This is a genomic window from Flavobacterium piscis, assembly GCF_031457575.1.
In the GTDB taxonomy this organism is placed as follows: Bacteria; Bacteroidota; Bacteroidia; order Flavobacteriales; family Flavobacteriaceae; genus Flavobacterium; species Flavobacterium piscis_A.
Map to the genome: position 1 here is coordinate 1 of NZ_JAVDWQ010000004.1, position 18170 is coordinate 18170.

12 protein-coding genes are annotated in these 18170 nt (G+C 35.1%); 7 read left to right on the top strand and 5 right to left on the bottom strand.

What is annotated here, in order from left to right:
- Positions 1-12 precede the first annotated feature (12 nt).
- The 3 genes from J2W48_RS23070 (at position 13) to J2W48_RS07170 (ending at position 7424) form a co-directional block, all read left to right on the top strand.
- Positions 13-156, top strand: coding sequence for a T9SS sorting signal type C domain-containing protein (locus J2W48_RS23070; RefSeq protein ID WP_409025169.1), 144 nt, complete (start codon positions 13-15; stop codon positions 154-156).
- Between the two features lie 166 nt (positions 157-322).
- Positions 323-3421 carry a DUF7507 domain-containing protein gene (locus J2W48_RS07165; protein ID WP_310279838.1) on the top strand — a complete coding sequence of 1033 codons (3099 nt, stop codon included), beginning with the start codon at positions 323-325 and terminating at the stop codon, positions 3419-3421.
- Positions 3422-3581: 160 nt separating this feature from the next.
- Complete coding sequence (locus J2W48_RS07170; protein ID WP_310279840.1) at positions 3582-7424, top strand: calcium-binding protein; 3843 nt, start codon at positions 3582-3584, stop codon at positions 7422-7424.
- Between the two features lie 14 nt (positions 7425-7438).
- Here the strand turns inward: J2W48_RS07170 and J2W48_RS07175 are convergent, their stop codons facing one another.
- The 4 genes from J2W48_RS07175 to J2W48_RS07190 form a co-directional block, all read right to left on the bottom strand.
- Positions 7439-8299: a cupin-like domain-containing protein gene (locus J2W48_RS07175; RefSeq protein WP_310279841.1), complete on the bottom strand. Its 861-nt coding sequence runs from the start codon at positions 8297-8299 to the stop codon at positions 7439-7441.
- Between the two features lie 427 nt (positions 8300-8726).
- A complete protein-coding gene (bioB, locus tag J2W48_RS07180; RefSeq protein ID WP_310279843.1) occupies positions 8727-9815 on the bottom strand; it encodes a biotin synthase BioB in 1089 nt (362 codons plus the stop codon).
- Positions 9816-9986: 171 nt separating this feature from the next.
- Positions 9987-10424: a hypothetical protein gene (locus J2W48_RS07185; RefSeq protein WP_310279845.1), complete on the bottom strand. Its 438-nt coding sequence runs from the start codon at positions 10422-10424 to the stop codon at positions 9987-9989.
- 111 nt (positions 10425-10535) lie between these two features.
- On the bottom strand, positions 10536-11465 hold the full coding sequence (locus J2W48_RS07190) for a bifunctional riboflavin kinase/FAD synthetase (RefSeq protein ID WP_310279847.1): 930 nt from the start codon (positions 11463-11465) through the stop codon (positions 10536-10538).
- A gap of 205 nt (positions 11466-11670) precedes the next feature.
- On the opposite strand from J2W48_RS07190, the gene J2W48_RS07195 reads away from it, so the two are divergent.
- The gene (locus J2W48_RS07195) at positions 11671-14355 is read left to right on the top strand and encodes a zinc-dependent metalloprotease (RefSeq protein WP_310279848.1); all 2685 of its coding nucleotides are present in this window, start codon (positions 11671-11673) and stop codon (positions 14353-14355) included.
- Positions 14356-14357: 2 nt separating this feature from the next.
- Here J2W48_RS07195 and J2W48_RS07200 read toward each other — a convergent pair whose 3' ends face one another.
- Complete coding sequence (locus J2W48_RS07200; RefSeq protein ID WP_310279849.1) at positions 14358-15041, bottom strand: ComF family protein; 684 nt, start codon at positions 15039-15041, stop codon at positions 14358-14360.
- Between the two features lie 99 nt (positions 15042-15140).
- Between J2W48_RS07200 and J2W48_RS07205 the strand changes: the two genes are divergently transcribed.
- The 3 genes from J2W48_RS07205 to J2W48_RS07215 all read left to right on the top strand — a co-directional run bounded on the left by J2W48_RS07205 (position 15141) and on the right by J2W48_RS07215 (position 18098).
- Positions 15141-16682 (top strand): glycine--tRNA ligase, encoded by a 1542-nt coding sequence (locus J2W48_RS07205; protein ID WP_310279851.1) that lies wholly within the window; start codon positions 15141-15143, stop codon positions 16680-16682.
- A 172-nt stretch (positions 16683-16854) separates the two neighbouring features.
- Entirely contained in the window at positions 16855-17664 is an 810-nt protein-coding gene (locus tag J2W48_RS07210; protein WP_310279853.1) for a LytR/AlgR family response regulator transcription factor, read from the top strand.
- A 173-nt stretch (positions 17665-17837) separates the two neighbouring features.
- Positions 17838-18098: a hypothetical protein gene (locus J2W48_RS07215; protein WP_310279855.1), complete on the top strand. Its 261-nt coding sequence runs from the start codon at positions 17838-17840 to the stop codon at positions 18096-18098.
- Positions 18099-18170 lie beyond the last annotated feature (72 nt).

Genomic DNA, 18170 nt, shown 5'->3' on the forward strand with positions numbered 1-18170 from the left:
TTCATTTATGATATTTCCGGAAAACAATTGTACCGGAAAGACAAGGTTTCGAATGGTATACTGACTATCTCGAATTTAAATTTTGCTGAGCAGGTTTTGTTGGTAAAAGTAGTTTTGGAAAACGGGCATACTGCTACCAGAAAAATTATATTCTGATAATTAATGTTATAAAAAAATCCGACAAATGACGCTGTCGGATTTTTTTATAACATTAATTATCCCAATTGGATTTTGAAAGATTCAGTCAATTAAAAAAATGATTTATATAATAATAATTACACCCAACGGGTTTTTAAAAATATAAAATACCACCAATCCAACCATGTTTCAAAAATCTTTTTTGTTCGTACGTTCTTTATTTCTAAAGACATTAGGAATACTCTTTTTTCTGGTAGCCCCAAAGGTATGGAGTCAGACTTCAGTTACCCGCATCTATACCGACTGGAATGGATATTGGACGTCCAATTCAGCTACAGGGACCAATAACCAGCCTAATACTGAAAACAATTTATTGGCTTTTAATTGGGGTGGAAAAACATATGCCACTGGTGCTAATAATGAAGTTTTAAGTGCGCATTCTGTAGCATTTGAAGATTCGCGATTTAGGGCCTTAAAAATTCAATCGTTGGAATATACAACAAACACGTATTTTTTGCAGGGTTCTTTTATTGACGGTTCGTTGACTGACAGGATTTTAACCCCTCCACTTTCTGGTTCATTATCTGTTCCTGCAGAACTGGCATCCAGACTAACAGATGGAATTAATGGCCTTGCTTTAGGTACAGGAATTGCAAATATAAAAACGGGCTCTTCGGTATTTAAAATAGGAACGGATAATTTACGACTGGACGGAATAGGCGATGGTATTCCCGATTTGTTAGTGAGTCAGGTAGCTGAACCCAATTCAACAGTTGATACGTTTAGGTTTTTGGACAGCAGTAATAATATTGTTGGTAATGTCGTAAATGTTGCTTTTAATTCTATTCAGGTGGTAGGCACTTATAGATTGGATTTATTTAATGCTAATAATGGTACACCAGCTTCTTCTTTTGCCGCTAATGCAACCCGCGACATTAGACTTCTTGCCTTGGATTTAAGCGCATTTGGTATTACAGCAGCTACAGCGGCTCAGGTAGACCGATTTGTAGTTAGTTTTTCTGGGAATTCTGATTGTGCTTTTATTGCTTTTAATACTAACTCCTTAAAAATAGCCCAGTTAAGTTTGGTAAAAAAAGCTTCTTTAACAGGATGTGGTAAACTAGGGGATATCATCAATTATACATTTGAGGTAACCAATACCGGTGAAGTGCCAATTACAGACATTTACGTAACAGATTTATTGCCTGGTATGGTAATAACAGGAAATCCCGTTTCATCTTTAGCCGTTGGGGCAACAACAACACTTACCGGAACCTATACAATTACAGCAGGAGATGTGGCGGCAGGCAGGGTAGTTAATTCTGCAAAAGTAGCAGGAATAGATCCTTCTTTGAATATTGTTGAGGATATATCCGGTAATTCTAACACGGATGATATACCAACTGTTACTAACTTATTAGCTCCGCCTTCTGTCGGAACTATAACTAATGTTACTTGTAGCGCATCAGGAAGTGTCGTTTTAAACAATCTTCCATCTGGAAACTGGTCATTACAAAGAACTCCTGGAGGAACAACAACAACTGGTTCCGGAACAACAACAACTATAAATGGTTTAGCCGCAAATACCTATACATTTAAGGTAACGGATACCGATTTTGGATGTACATCTCCTTCAAGTGCAAATGTTGTGGTAACAGAGCAATCTTCTACAACCTGGAATGGTAGTGCATGGTCTAATGGTATACCTAGCACAACTAAGAGTGCTATTATAGCTTCAGTAACACCTAACTCTCCGTTTACGGCAGATTTAACGGCTTGTGCCTTAACAATTAATCCCTCTGTAATCGCTACAGTGCCTTCAGGGGTAACTTTGACGATTATAAATGCAGTAACAACGAATGGCCAATTAATTTTTGAAAATAATTCAGGTTTGGTTCAGGACCCTGCTGCTGCTGTAAATATGAATACAGGAAATATTATTTATAGACGTATTTCTTCCCCCATGAAGAATTTCGATTTTAGCTATTGGTCCTCTCCGGTGTCAGGTCAGACTTTATTGAATTTATCACCCAATACTTTGTCTGATAAGTACATGTCATATTCTGGTACAGGCTGGAAACAGGAAGTAGCATCTACAAAGATTATGACCCCCGGAACAGGCTACATTATAAGAACACCCAAGGCAGGGATTTGGGGCAATGGCGAGAATGTCGTATTTCCTTATGCACAACCAGTTCAGTTTACAGGAATACCCAATAATGGTGATATATCAGGACAGTCAGTTGTACCTGGAAATTTTTATCTGATAGGCAATCCGTATCCATCGGCACTTGATGCCAACGAATTTTTATCTGATAATACCATTTTAAACGGGACTATTTATTTCTGGACACACAACACAGCGATCCAGCAAAATGGTCCGAAATATATTTATGTATCGGATGATTATGCGGCTTATAACCAATTGGGAGGTGTAGCAGCTACTTCCGGAGGCCAGGAGCCATTAGGTTATGTTGCTGCCGGCCAATCATTTTTTGGCAGTGCCCTGTCTTCGGGAACCATAGCGTTTAAAAACAACATGAGAGTTGGCGGAAACAATAGCCAATTTTTCAAACCGGCTAAAACCTCAAAGAGTGCCAAACTGGAAAAGCACCGTTTATGGCTTAATATGACCAATTCAGGAGGTGCTTTCAAACAAACCCTTATTGGTTATGTTACAGGTGCGACAAATGACTATGAAGGCGATTTTGACGGCAGGAGTTTTGACGGAAACAGCTTTATAGATTTCTATAGCGTAAACAATGCCAATAAATTTGTGATCCAGGGACGTGCCCTTCCTTTTAAGGAAAGTGATAAAGTTCCTTTAGGGTTCCGATCAACGCTAGCAGGAGATTTTACGATATCCATAGATAAAGCCGATGGTGTACTGGCAGATCAAAGAGTTTTTCTTGAAGACAAGCAGACCAATACGATACACGAATTGACTCAAAACGATTATACTTTTACAACAGCAAAAGGGACATTCAATGATAGGTTTGTTGTCAAATATGTCAATGTAACCTTGGGAACAGGAGATTTTGAAACTGCAGATGATGGTGTTGAGGTAATTGTCAAAAACAAAAACATTACAATAAGTTCAGAAAAGGAGAATATTGATAAGGTGTTCATTTATGATATTTCCGGAAAACAATTGTACCGGAAAGACAAGGTTTCGAATGGTGCGCTAATAGTTCATAATTTATCAGTTCCCCAACAGGTGTTATTGGTAAAAGTAGTTTTGGAAAATGACAATTCCACTACTAAAAAAGTAATCTTTAAGTAAAATAACCAGGGCATTAAAACAAAGAATCCGAGAGCAAAAGCTGTCGGATTTTTTGTTTTGACTGAAAATGACGCCTTTAAATAAAGTAAGAAAATATCACCAAATTAGGGTATTGTGAAATTTGGCAGGCAGAGCTATATTGCGAGTAAATTCTTATCATATGTCGTCAAGATTATATCTTTATATCGTTATTTTGTTGTTTAGTATTACTAACTCTGCCCAACAAGGAAAATTAGATTCTGATTTTAACACTTTTGATGATGGATTCACGGGAGATGGTTTCGATAATACCGTACGAACTTTGTCTTTGCAATCAGACGGATGTTTGATTGTAGGTGGTGATTATTTAAACTTAAACGGAAAACCGCTTCCATCTCTTTGTCGATTGAAAGCAGACGGAATTGTTGACGCCACTTTTAATTTAGGGACTGGTTTTAATGGTAAAATATATACCTCTTACATTCAGTCTGATGATAAAATAATTTTAGGTGGTAATTTTACTGGCTGTAACGGTGTTGCTGTAGGAAGACTTATTCGGCTAAATACCAATGGGTCACACGATGTAACTTTTAATACTGCAATGGGGGCAGGTAACGGTATAATATACCAAATTGCTCAGCAGTCTGATGGAAAAATCATTATTGCAGGAAGCTTTACTACTTATAACGGAACTACAGTAAACAGGATTGCCAGAATTTTACCTGATGGAAGTTTGGACCCAGCCTTTATAACTGGTTCCGGAACCTCATCTAATATTACTACTATACAAGTTCAGCCTGACGGAAAAATTATTCTGGCAGGGAATTTCACTGCTTTCAATAATGTTGATGCAAATAAGATTATCCGTTTGAATTCTGACGGCAGCATAGATCCTACATTGAATACCGGAACAGGTTTTAACGATGACTGTACAGCAATGATGTTGCAAACAGATGGTAAAATTTTGGTGGGTGGCAAATTTACCCAATATAATGGACAGACTGCAAATCGTATCACTCGATTAAACCCTGATGGAAGTATTGATTCCGGTTTTTTATCAGGAACAGGATTGAGTAACGGGATTGTTTATACAATTAAGACAGACATTTCAGGGAATATCATGTTAGGGGGGTCTTTTTCACATTTATATGATGGTTCAGAAGTGAACAGATTGGTTTTGCTAAATTCAAACGGAACTATAAAACCTGATTTTGATATCGGATCCGGACCTGCTTCGGCATCTGTTTTTGCTTTAAATGATGTCGTGGACGGATCTTGGTTTATTGGAGGTTCTTTTTCGGTTTTTGATTCTAAAAATCAAGGCAGGCTGGCAAAAATTGAGGGAGATGGTGTACATGACATTGGCTACCTGACTGCTGGTGTAGGTTTTGATAATTCGGTTCTGAAAGTTTTGCCTTTATCAGATACAAAAACAATGGTAGTGGGTAATTTTTCAAAGTTCAACGGAATTTCATCTTCCAGAGTGGCTCGAATTTTTTCAAATGGGGAATTGGACGCTACTTTTAATTCTATTCAGACAGGGGCTAATAATACGATAAAAGCGATAGCACAGCAATTAGATGGTAAAATGATTTTAGGCGGAAGTTTTACAGTTTACAACGGCACAATTTATAATCGACTTGTCAGGATTTTTGCTGATGGCGAAATTGATGCCGGTTTTATATCGGGAGACGGATGTAATGGTCAGGTATTCGCAATAGCCATTCAGTCAGACCAAAAAATTATTGTGGCAGGGAATTTTACAAAATATAACGGAATCAATTCAAATCGTATTGTGCGATTGATGCAGGACGGTACAATTGATGCTGGTTTTAATACAGGGTTAGGGGCAGATGCAACTATAGAAGCAATGCTGGTTCAGCCGAATGGTAAAATTGTGCTGGCTGGAAGATTTAATAGTTTCAACGGACTGCCCCATCCACGTATAGTAAGACTAAATTCTGATGGAAATATTGATACTGATTTTTCTATTGGTACCGGATTCGATAAAAATGTATACGCAATGGATTTGCAATCGGATGGAAAAATTATTGTTGGAGGTTCTTTCCTGAGTTATAATGGAGCCTCACAAAAACGCATTTTAAGATTAAATCCCAACGGAATTTTGGATGTTACTTTTGAATCCGGAACAGGTTTTAGCAATGGAGACGTAAGAAGCATTTTGGTACAGCCCGACAATCGTATTGTAGTGGGAGGAACATTTTCAGGGAATTATAACGGACACGTTTCATTACGTTTATTGCGTTTGCAGGCAAAAGGAACTTATGATGCATCCTTTATTGTAAGTCTTAACAGTACGCTGTACACCATGGGTTTCACAGCAGATTATAAACTGATGATTGGAGGAAACTTTAATTCGGTCTCCGGAATTGCAAAACACAGGATTGCACTTTTAAAATTATGCAATAACAGCTCAAAGTGGGATGGTTTAAATTGGTCAAACGGCATTCCTTCTGATGAGAAAGAATTGACATTTGAGGATGATTATATATTTTCTGCTTCGGCTAATGCCTGTAGTTGCAGCATTGATTCAGGAAAAATTGTAACTGTGTCAGGTGGTAGAACTTTAGGACTGGGTTTTGATTACAAGGGAGCCGGAATTTTAGTTTTAGAGGATACAGCATCTTTATATCAGTTTGATGATGAAATGATTAATACCGGAATGATTCATATTAAAAGAAAATCGACACCAATTTTAAAATTTGATTATACATATTGGTCTTCGCCTGTTGAGAATCAAAAATTGATTGACGTTTCTCCAAATACATTGTCCGATAAGTTTTTTTCGTATGATTATGATGTGAAAAATTGGAAGCAGGAAATTCCATCAACAGCAATGATTGCAGGAAAAGGATATATTATCAGAGGACCACAGGATTTTTCAACAACTATTCCAGCCATCCATGAAGCTGTTTTTAAGGGAATTCCAACCAATGGAAAAATTACGGCTGCTATTGGCGTTTTAGATAGTTACAATCTTATAGGTAATCCCTATTCTTCAGCTATAGATGCAGATGTCTTTTTAAATAAAAATTCTGAGGCTATAAAAGGGACACTTTATTTCTGGACACACAATACGGCTCTTACAAATAAATACAATCATAACGATTATGCCGTTTATAATTTGCTTGGTGGTGTAGGTACAAGACCGGCTTTGGCTTCTGGAATAAATGAAACAGAACCGGGCGGAACAATTGCATCAGGTCAGTCTTTTTTTGTTCAGAGTATAGTAGCTGGAGAAGTAAAATTTGATAATAGTATGCGTATAATTGAGCAAAATGCCACTTTTTTTAAACCCGGTAAAAACAAAAACAATAAAAAAGGCAAAACGGAAAAAAATAGGATTTGGTTGAATTTAACCAATAAAGAAGCTCTTTTTAAACAACTTTTGGTGGGATATGCAGAAGGAGCAACTGATAAATATGACGTTTCTTTTGATGGGGAAACTTTTAATGGTCATCAATATGTAAATTTTTACAGTATCAATGAAAATAAAAATTGGGTAATCCAGGCCAGGGGTTTGCCTTTTCCGGATGCTGATTTAATTCCGTTAGGATACCAGACAGAAATCAAGGGTGATTTCTCTATTTCAATAGATCACTTGGATGGCATTTTTACAAATCAATCGGTTTTTCTTGAAGACAAAGAAAAAAATGTACTGCATGATTTGAAAAAGCAATCGTATGATTTTTCAACAGAGAAAGGAACTTATAATGACCGTTTTATGTTGAAGTTTACAGATGAAAAATTAGATGCACAAAATCAGGAATTTAAAAATAATAGTATTTTAGTTTATCAATTTCAAAACCAATTAAGAGTAAAAACGGCAACACAACAAATTCAAAAAGTCCAGGTTTTTGATATATTAGGACGTTTAACCCTGGAAGAAAATTTTAACCAGGATGAGATTATATTAAATCGATTAAAACCTGAAAATCAATTTATTATTCTTAAAATATACACAGTGGAAGGTAAAATAATTACTGAAAAAGTTTTGTTCTGATTCATAAATCTTAATTATTTATACAAATACCTGTGCGTATTTCGTATTGCCATTTCATTTTTATGATCGATCCATTTCTGTCCTTTAAATTTTCGCATCATGGAATCAAAGTAGCGCATGACAAAAACATTATAAGCTGCTTTAGATAAATTGGAAATATTTTTTGGAAATGCACGCAGACTCATCGAAAACCCCGGAGTCAAATACTTCATGTAATGCCAATACCCTTCAGGCATATATAACATTTCACCATGTTTTAAATTCGTGATATAGCCTTCAGCATTTTTTAGAGCCGGAAACTTTTCAAAGTCAGGTGTGTCAAAATCGATATCTTCCCTTGAAATTAGGGCGTGTGGAACTTTATACATGTGTTTTGACTGATCAGGAGGAAAAATCATGCATTGTTTTTCTCCATGAAAATGAAAATGCAGAATATTGGAATAATCAATATCATAATGCATAAAAACTTTTGAATTCTGTCCGCCAAAAAACAACATTGGCAGTTGTTTCACCAGTTTTAAACCAATATCAGGCCATAAAAAGTCTTTTTTAAGAGCCGGAACATCTTTCATTAAGTTATATAGAAAAATCCTGTAATTTGTCGGTTTCTCTTCTAATAAATCAATATAATCACTCATTTTCATTGAAGCGTGTGCCTCATTAAAACCATCTTCATGATTTACAGGTCTGTCATCGTATAAAGGGATGGTTTTGTCTCCGGCGATTTTTTTAATATAAGATAGTTTCCACTTATGATAAGCCGGCCAGTCTTCGGTTAGTTCTTCAACAACAACAGGAATTTGATTCTTTACATATAGGGAAATAAAATCAGATTTTGTGATTTTTTTTACCCTTTCGATTTGTTTTAACTTCATCTCTTAAATAAAAAAATTGCTTCTGACACTAAACCAGACAGCAATTTAAAAATATTTCCTGAGATGAATGAACTCATTAACTTAAATTTTTAACTTAATCGAAGCTTAGGAATTTAATAAAATGTTTTAATTTATTGATTTATAGTATTTTATGATCTTCTGTTTGTTCTCTGCTTTTTTGTTCAATTTTTGATTCCCTATGTTGTATCAGCATAGCAGTTGCAACAGTTTATCCCCGATATACAACTAAGAAACAGCTAAAAATTATTAAAAAATGAATGTTGATAAGGAATTAAGTTCCGTAAATACCATTAATAAATTTGAAGAACCCGGCAGGAGTTGGGAGAAACGATTTTGAATAATTAAAATAAAAAATGCTTTTGACAATTGAGCCAAAAGCATTTTTTTAGATTGAGAAATTTTATTTTTATACTTTTAATTTACCAGACGCTTCAAGGTTTCTTTCAATTGTATGTCCCGGTCTTGACCATTTTGGTTTTTCACCTAAAGGGGTAAACTGTGAATCTGCTGCTTCAACCGTTTGTGGCTGCGAAACTTTAATAAATGGTTTTTGCGGAATCAACCCTAACATTTCAAACATTTTCATGTCTTCGTGTACATCCGGATTTGGGGTAGTAAGCAATTTGTCTCCTGCAAAAATAGAATTGGCCCCGGCAAAGAAACACATGGCCTGACCTTCGCGACTCATATTGGTCCTTCCTGCAGATAAACGTACTTGCGTATCGGGCATTACGATTCTGGTAGTGGCTACCATACGAATCATTTCCCAGATTTCCACTGGTTTTTCTTCTTCCATCGGAGTTCCTTCAACAGCCACCAAAGCATTAATTGGTACTGATTCCGGTTGTGGATTTAAAGTAGAAAGTGCTACGAGCATTCCGGCTCTGTCTTCGATACTTTCTCCCATTCCAATAATTCCTCCGCTACAAACCGTAACATTTGTTTTACGAACATTTTCGATAGTTTGTAAACGGTCTTCGAAACCACGAGTCGAAATGACGTCTTTATAATATTCTTCAGACGTATCTAAATTATGATTGTAAGCATATAATCCTGCTTCTGCCAAACGTTGTGCCTGGTTTTCGGTAATCATACCTAAAGTACAGCAAACCTCCATGTCTAGTTTATTGATGGTACGAACCATCTCCAGAACCTGATCAAATTCTTCACCGTCTTTTACGTTTCTCCAGGCTGCTCCCATACAAACACGAGATGATCCGCTCGATTTAGCACGTAATGCCTGCGCTTTTACCTGACTTACGCTCATTAAGTCATTCCCTTCAACTCCAGTGTTATAACGGGCGGCTTGTGGGCAATAACCACAATCTTCCGGACATCCTCCAGTTTTTATAGAAAGTAAAGTAGAGACCTGAACAACGTTTGGGTCATGTTTCTCTCTATGGATAGTGGCTGCTTCATACAGCAGGTCCATCATGGGTTTATTATATATGGCGATTATTTCGTCTTTTGTCCAGTTGTGTTTTGTAATGCTCATCGATGCAATTTTTTGATGCTTCAAAAGTAGTTAAATTGTTCTAATCAACCAATGTTGATTGCTGCAAATGAATATTTGACAGTTATTTTCAAAAAAGAAACACTCTAAAATCATATAATTGCACTTTTTAATGATTTTAGAGTGTTTAATAGCTGATTTTATTTTCAAAAATTAATCCGCAGCATATTTATTGTTCCACAATAACATCAGGAGTAATGTTACAATTATGCAGGATGCAGTCCCTTCAAAAAGAAGACAGAGAGAATAGGTCATTACAGACGGTTCCCCTCCAAACATAAAAGCCTGAGATAATGATTTTACATAAGTATCGCCGCCCTTTGCATAACTATAGATTATGAGTGTTACAATACTAAGTACAACTCCGGTAAATGAAGTCACCATTGCCGATATTGCGTTAAGAACAAAACCGTTTTTACCTTCGGCTATGTTCATTTTTAATGTTCTGTTCACACCATAAAAGATAAAAAAGACATTCAATAAACGCAGATAAAATAAGTGGGATAGATTTAAAAGTTCCATTAAGATGAAAAAAATGCCAATTCCCACGAATATAAAAAACCCGTTAATTATTTCTTTAGGTATTTTCATAATGGTTATTTTAAAGTTGATAGTAAATAATTGATAAACAGCACGCTATCAAATTTACTAAAAAAACAACTAAGATGATTTTAAAAATAACAAAAAGTAGCCTATTGCTTTTTAAACCTGGTTTATAAATGATAAAGCTGTTTTCCTGTCTTGATTTAATTGATTTGTAAGCAAATCAACAGAACTAAATTTTTGCTCTTCACGGAGGTATTTCAATAAAGAAATTTCAAGTCTTTGATTATAAATGTTGGAATCAAAATCAAAAAGATTGACTTCTATGGTTTGTTTCTGGCCATTAACTGTTGGGTTAAAACCAATATTCATCATGCCAAAAACTTCTTTTTTATTGATATAGGTTTTAACAATATAAACACCATTTTTCGGAATCAGTTTGTAGTCTTCTTCGATTTGAATGTTGGCTGTCGGAAAACCAATTGTTCTTCCTAATTGTTTTCCTTTTACAACTTCACCTGTCATAAAATAAGTATATCCAAGGTAATCATTAGCTAAACTCATATTTCCGTCCTGCAATGCTTTTCTGATTTTGGTAGAACTTACCGAAACATCCTGGATTTCCTGAGCCGAAATTTGTTCCACTTCAAAACCGTATTCCGCTCCAAAAGCAATTAAATTGTCAATATTAGCAGTTCTGTTTCTTCCAAAACGATGATCGTGACCAATAATTATTTTATGGATATGAAATTGATCTACTAAAATTGAATGTACAAATTCTTCTGCAGTGAGTCTGGAAAAGCTTTCATTAAAAGGATGAATAACAAGATTCTCAATCCCTGTTGCTTCTAAAAGTTTTGATTTTTCAGAAATAGTATTCAAAAGCTTGATTTCTGATTTTTCCTGCAAAACCATTCTTGGATGTGGAAAAAAAGTGAGTACTAAACTTTCGTATTTTCCGTTTTCAGTATTTTGAGTAATTCGTTCTAAAATTTTTTTATGACCAATATGCACGCCATCAAAGGTGCCAAGAGTCAAAATTGTTTTCTTGGTGGATTGAAAATCGTTTATAGAATGAAAGAGCTTCAAAGCAAATAGTTTAAGATGGTGCAAATTTATACTATCTATTTTAAATCTGACACTAACCTTAATTGATTTTTGAATTGAATCTCCCGGATTTTGTGAAAAAGAGCCAACTTGTCTGCTTAAAAGAAATATATGTCGATAATATATTAAGAATTTGACTTAATTGATTTAATTTTGACTTAATTGATTCAAAATAAATTTACCCATTATGCAAAAACAACTACTTTTTTTATTCATTATTTTTTCTTGTGTTGGAATTCAGGCTCAAAGTGATGAATTATGGGATAAAGTCAACTCCGTTTCGATTAGCGGTAAAATAATTAATGATCCTGCCAGTCAGGACATAACATATTATAAACTAAATGAAGTTTTTTTAAAGCAAAAACTATCCAAAACGACCAGCAAATCTTCAACAGATACTACTTTAGAAATTACGATTCCCAATTCTGACGGTGTCCTGGAAAAATTTGTAGTTTGGGAATCTTCAAACTTTGAGCCGGAATTACAAGCAAAATATCCGGAAATCAGAGCATATGAAGGCTATGGCATAGATGACAAAACTGCAAAGATTCATTTTAGTTTTTCACCAATTGGCATGCAGACAATGGTACTTCGTCCGAATAGGCCATCAGAGTTTATTGAAAAAAATGTGAAAAACAAATTAGAATATGTATTGTTTACTTCAAATAGCAGTAGTCGTTTAAATGCTCCATTGAACTGTAAAACTCCAGCCGCTTTGATTGATGGGAAAAACAGCAATAAAACAGCAAAATCAACTTCTAATAATCAGGTTTTAAAAACACTTCGTCTGGCTTTATCCTGTACAGGAGAATATACCGCTTATTTTGGAGGAACAAAGGCTGGCGCACTGGCAGGAATGAATGCTACTATGACAAGAGTTAATGGCGTTTTTAATAAAGATCTGGCTGTAAGGCTGGTTTTGATTGCCAACAATGATGCTGTAATTTATACAGATGCAAACACAGATCCCTATTCTAACTCCGGTGCAGGAGCAGATGGGGCATGGCATCTTGAGGTTCAGACTACTTTAACCACAGTTCTGGGTAATAATGCTTACGACATTGGGCATTTATTTGGCGGTTCAGGAGGTGGAGGGGATGCAGGCTGTATTGGATGTGTATGTGTAAATCCAACATCATCAACTGATGAAAATGCAAAAGGAAGTGCTTTTACTTCTCCATCAAATAATGTTCCCGAAGGAGATACTTTTGATATTGATTATGTTGCACATGAAATGGGTCATCAGTTAGGAGGAAGCCATACTTTTTCACATTCTATAGAAGGAACAGGGGTAAATGTAGAGCCAGGCAGCGGATCAACCATTATGGGATATGCAGGAGTAACGAATGATTATGATATTCAAAATAATTCGGATGATTATTTTGCGTATGTCAGTATTTTAGAAATACAGAATAATCTTGTCACAAAATCATGTCCGGTCAGTACGGTGATAACAAATAATCCTCCAACAATCAATGCAGGTCCAGATTATACGATTCCTTTCAGTACCCCGTTTATTCTTACAGGTGCAGGTTCTGATCCTGACGGAGATGCCATTACCTATTGTTGGGAGCAAAACGATAGTGCAACATCAACCTCATTAAGTAATAGTTTTGCTTATCCTGCTAAACCTGATGGACCATTATTTCGTTCACTTATTCCGTCAGATTCACCAATTCGTTATATGCCAAGTTTGAGTACTGTATTACAAAACAGGTTAACAACGAAATGGGAATCAGTTTCGTCTGTAGCAAGAACCCTGCATTTTACTTTGACGGGTCGTGATAATTCAATTTCAGACACTCCTCAAACCAATATCGATGCCATGATCGTGACAGTAAATCCTGGTATTGGCCCGTTTACAATGACCTCTCAAAACACTACTGATATTGGCTGGAAAAATGGATCCGGGCAAACTATAACATGGAGTGTTAATAATACCAATACACTGGCAGGATCTTCAAATGTTGATATTAAATTGTCGACAGATGGCGGGTTGACTTTTCCAGTTATATTGGCTTCAAATACACCAAATGATGGTTCACATACCATTACGGTTCCTGCAGATATAACCGCTACGAATTGCAGGATTTTAATACAGCCAGTAAATAATATTTATTATGCTTTAAATAAAAATACGTTTGCAATTGGCTATACTCCTAAAACAACCTGTGATACGTATAGCTTTGGAAGCGCATTTTCGATTCCTGCCGGAAACGCTTTTACAACTAAAACAGTAAATGTGCCGGCTTCAACAGGAACGGTTTCTGATGTAAATGTTTCTGTAAGTGTAACCCATTCCCGTTTATCAGATGTCGAAATTCAAATAAAAAGTCCTAATGGGACTGTTGTGAAATTATTTGATAAAGATTGCGGATTTTCGAATTCGACATTGTTGCTTCAATATGATGATGCAGGTGTTGCTTTGGATTGTTCACAAACAACCAGTCAGATTGTTTTGCCTTCGGATTTATTAAGCGCTTTTAACGGTGAGAATAGTCAGGGGAGTTGGGAGTTAAGAGTCCGGGATGCGGTTTCCGGTAGTTTTGGTACAATTAACTCTGCATCAGTTACTATTTGTAATCAGACATTTACTCTTGGTGTTTCTGATTCTGACACGGACGTTTCTGATTTTGTTCTTTATCCGAATCCAAATGAAGGAAGTTTTACCGTTCAGTTTGAAAGTGATTCCATTAATGGTATTGAAGTGATGGTTTATGATATTCTTGGACAAAAAATATACAATAACATTTTTGAAAAAACATATAATTTTAATCAAAATATTCAATTGTCCAATCCATCATCCGGACTGTATTTGGTTACTGTAATTGATGGGAATCGAAAATTCGTCAAAAAAATAGTGGTGAATTAAATTTAAGAATGAGCCATTGCCATACAAACGATACTTATTCTGGCTCCGGGAATTTTTAACAGCGCCCTTGAACAGGCTTCAAGCGTGGCACCTGTGGTTAGTACATCATCGACTATTAAAAAATGCTTGTTTTGGTTTTCTTCCATAGAAATCACATCAAACATATTTTCGATATTTTCAGATCTGCCTGAAAGATTTTTTTTAGATTGGGTTTTAGAATGTTTTTTTCGGTATAAAACCGAATCATTGTACTGAATATTTAGGCCCTTAGCTAAAGATTTTCCAAAAGTAGTTACCTGATTATAACCTCGCTCCTTAAACTTTTTTTTATGCAGAGGAACCGGAACGATACTATCAAAAGGGATTTTTAAGTCTAACCCTTTCAAATCTTCAACATACCAGTTTCCTAAAACAGTACCAATTTCTTCCTGGTCCTTGTATTTTAAATTGTGTATGAGTTCCTGAACAATTCCCTTTTTATTAAAATATAAAAATGCCGAAGCATGCTCAATCTCAATTTTTCCATAAAATTTCTTGACGGCTTCATTTTTGGGATCTAAATGGTATTTTGTTATCGGAATTTCATGTCTGCACATAGTACAGATTGTTGATTCTTCTGTCATTAAAATAGCATGGCAGCCTGCACAAACTTTAGGAAAAAAAAGATTAACGAGATGATTAAGCATGGAAAAGAGGAATTTAACTACAAAAATACGCAAATTGGTACTTTAATCTTTTATTATTTTTCTTTTTTTTAAATGGACTTTTTATATTTTTGCATCACTATGGCAAAACAAGAAGATATATTTAAGAATGTGGTTTCGCACGCAAAAGAGTACGGATTTATTTTTCCGTCAAGCGAAGTATACGATGGATTGAGTGCAGTGTATGATTATGCACAAAATGGAGTCGAACTAAAAAAGAATATCCGTGAATATTGGTGGAAGTCAATGGTTCAGATGAATGAGAATATTGTGGGCTTAGATGCCGCAATATTAATGCATCCAACGACCTGGAAAGCTTCAGGCCATGTTGATGCCTTCAATGATCCGTTAATTGATAATAAAGATTCGAAAAAGAGATACAGAGCCGATGTTTTGGTTGAAGATTATGCTGAAAAGCTTAATGTGAAAGCAAAAAAAGAAATCGAAAAAGCAAAAGAGCGTTTTGGCGATGCTTTTAACGAACAGGAATTTATCACGACAAATGCGCGTGTTGTTGAATATCTTGCTAAAGAAAGAGAAATTCTGGAAAGATTAGCGCGTTCATTAGGAAACGAAGATTTGGCTGATGTAAAAGCTTTAATCGAAGAATTAGAAATTGCTGATCCAGAAACTGGTTCCAGAAACTGGACAGACGTCAAGCAATTCAACTTAATGTTCGGAACTAAATTAGGTGCTTCTGCAGACTCTGCAATGGACTTATATTTACGTCCGGAAACCGCTCAGGGTATTTTTGTGAATTTCCTTAATGTGCAGAAATCAGGTCGTATGAAAGTTCCGTTTGGAATTGCTCAAACGGGTAAGGCGTTTAGAAATGAAATTGTGGCAAGACAATTTATTTTCCGTATGCGTGAATTCGAACAAATGGAAATGCAATTTTTTGTGCGTCCGGGTGAAGAAATGCAATCTTATGAGTACTGGAAAGAAACACGTTTAAAATGGCATTTGTCTTTAGGATTAGGAAAAGAGAATTACCGTTTTCATGATCACGAAAAATTAGCACACTACGCAAATGCAGCTGCAGACATAGAGTTTAATTTTCCTTTCGGATTCAAAGAATTAGAAGGAATCCACTCTCGTACCGATTTCGATTTAAAAGCACACGAAAAATTTTCAGGAAGAAAATTACAATATTTTGATCCTGAATTGAATGAAAACTACGTGCCGTATGTAGTAGAAACTTCAGTTGGGCTAGATAGAATGTTCCTTGCTGTTTTTGCTACTTCATTAAAAGAAGAAACTTTAGAAGACGGATCAACAAGAACAGTTTTAAAATTACCATCCGTTTTAGCGCCAACAAAAGCGGCTGTTTTACCGTTGATAAAAAGAGATGGCTTGCCAGAAATCGCTAAAAAAATCATCGAAGATTTAAAATGGGATTTCAATGTAGCATACGATGAAAAAGATGCTGTAGGTCGTCGTTACAGAAGACAGGATGCTCTTGGAACTCCTTTTTGCATTACGGCAGACCACCAGACTATCGAGGATCAGACTGTAACAATTCGCCATAGAGATACCATGAAACAAGACCGTGTAGCTATTGCCGATTTGAAGTCAATTATTGAAAATGAAGTTTCAATGAAAAACTGGTTGATGAAGATGTAAGTTTTTAATTTCAATATATAAATCCCAAATTCCAAATTCGGAGTTTGGGATTTTTTTTGTTAATCTTTAAGTTTTTAGCTGATTAGGTGTGAATTTCAATATTTTTTTTAACTTTAGATGCTTTATTTTAAAGAAAACGCCTTAATTGAATATTAATTCCAAACCCGATCCAATGAATTATACCTACATAATTTTAGATGATGATCCTGAAAGTGTTGTTAAAATTAAGAAAATTGCCCGTGAATTTTCTGAGCTCAATTTTATAGCTTCAGCAAATAATTGTACTGATGGATTAAATTTAATTTTAAAACATACCCCGGATTTAATTTTTTTAGAAATAGATCCTAATGATAAGAAGAGTGAATTGTCTTTAAATTTACTTAATGGATTGTTGATGTATTTAAAAGAAATGCCCAAAATTGTTATTACAACAAAAAGTAAAGATCTGGCGTTTGACTGTATACAATATAAGGTAACCGATTATCTGTTGAAACCATTATCTGCCATAGATTTCGTAAAATTAATCCACAAACTAAATAAATCGAATGTAGAAGATGAGGTTCTGCTTGTGCAAAATGTAAAGCCGAAAGAAAAGCAGGAGAATGAATCAGGTCTGATTAGTAAAAATAGAAGATCGTTTATATTATGTGTAAAATCATATGGAGATCACCGTTATATTGATTCAAATGAAATATGTTATTTTCAGGCAGATAATAATTCTACAGATATCCATTTAAAAAACGGAGAGATGATAACGGCATTCAAAACCTTAAAACATTTCGAAACCGTTTTATCAAATCCTTTTATCAGGATTCATAATAGCTATATCGTAAATCGAAATTATATTTCTAGGATTCATACGGGAAATTCATTGTGTTATATAAAAAAAACTACTATAAAGCTCCCATTTTCAAAGTCTTATAAGGCAAATATTGATTTTATTATTAGTGAATTTGCGAATGAAAATTATATAGAAACTTAAAAATAAAACCGTTCGCCCAGATTTGATACCCATTCACTCATGAACGGATAGCATTGACCATAAACACCTTTTTTTTAAATGATTGCAGAGGATTACTGTTTAGTTTTACAAAAGAATTCCAGCAGAAATGGAATCAAAAATGTAAAAGATAACATAACATAAATCCCACAAACATGAAAAAATCAATCGCAACAATCGCATTATTTACTTTAGCATTAGTAACAACTTCTTTTACTACAGTAGAAAATTCAAATAGCTTATCAAGCATGAAATCAGTTGCTCAGGACCCTCCTATTGGTGGTGTATGTGCTGGTTGTGGTAATAAGAAATTAGATGTTTACAAATCAGAGACTACATCGAATGCAAATTCAGCGCAAATAAGTAGTTTTAGTAGTGATACACAATCATTAGGGAATGTTAAAAAAATGGACTAAAAAAAATAGTCAGAATTCTTATCAGGCTGTCAATTTTTTGACAGCCTTTTTTTGTGTCTGTAGATTTAGTAT

Excerpts from the sequence above, each read along its gene's own strand:
- J2W48_RS07185 (WP_310279845.1), bottom strand. The coding sequence starts at position 10,424 with ATGAAAATACCTAAAGAAATAATTAACGGGTTTTTTATATTCGTGGGA.
- bioB (WP_310279843.1), bottom strand. The coding sequence starts at position 9,815 with ATGAGCATTACAAAACACAACTGGACAAAAGACGAAATAATCGCCATA.
- J2W48_RS07200 (WP_310279849.1), bottom strand. The coding sequence starts at position 15,041 with ATGCTTAATCATCTCGTTAATCTTTTTTTTCCTAAAGTTTGTGCAGGC.
- J2W48_RS07210 (WP_310279853.1), top strand. The coding sequence starts at position 16,855 with ATGAATTATACCTACATAATTTTAGATGATGATCCTGAAAGTGTTGTT.
- J2W48_RS07170 (WP_310279840.1), top strand. The coding sequence starts at position 3,582 with ATGTCGTCAAGATTATATCTTTATATCGTTATTTTGTTGTTTAGTATT.
- J2W48_RS07215 (WP_310279855.1), top strand. The coding sequence starts at position 17,838 with ATGAAAAAATCAATCGCAACAATCGCATTATTTACTTTAGCATTAGTA.
- J2W48_RS07175 (WP_310279841.1), bottom strand. The coding sequence starts at position 8,299 with ATGAAGTTAAAACAAATCGAAAGGGTAAAAAAAATCACAAAATCTGAT.
- J2W48_RS07165 (WP_310279838.1), top strand. The coding sequence starts at position 323 with ATGTTTCAAAAATCTTTTTTGTTCGTACGTTCTTTATTTCTAAAGACA.
- J2W48_RS07205 (WP_310279851.1), top strand. The coding sequence starts at position 15,141 with ATGGCAAAACAAGAAGATATATTTAAGAATGTGGTTTCGCACGCAAAA.
- J2W48_RS07195 (WP_310279848.1), top strand. The coding sequence starts at position 11,671 with ATGCAAAAACAACTACTTTTTTTATTCATTATTTTTTCTTGTGTTGGA.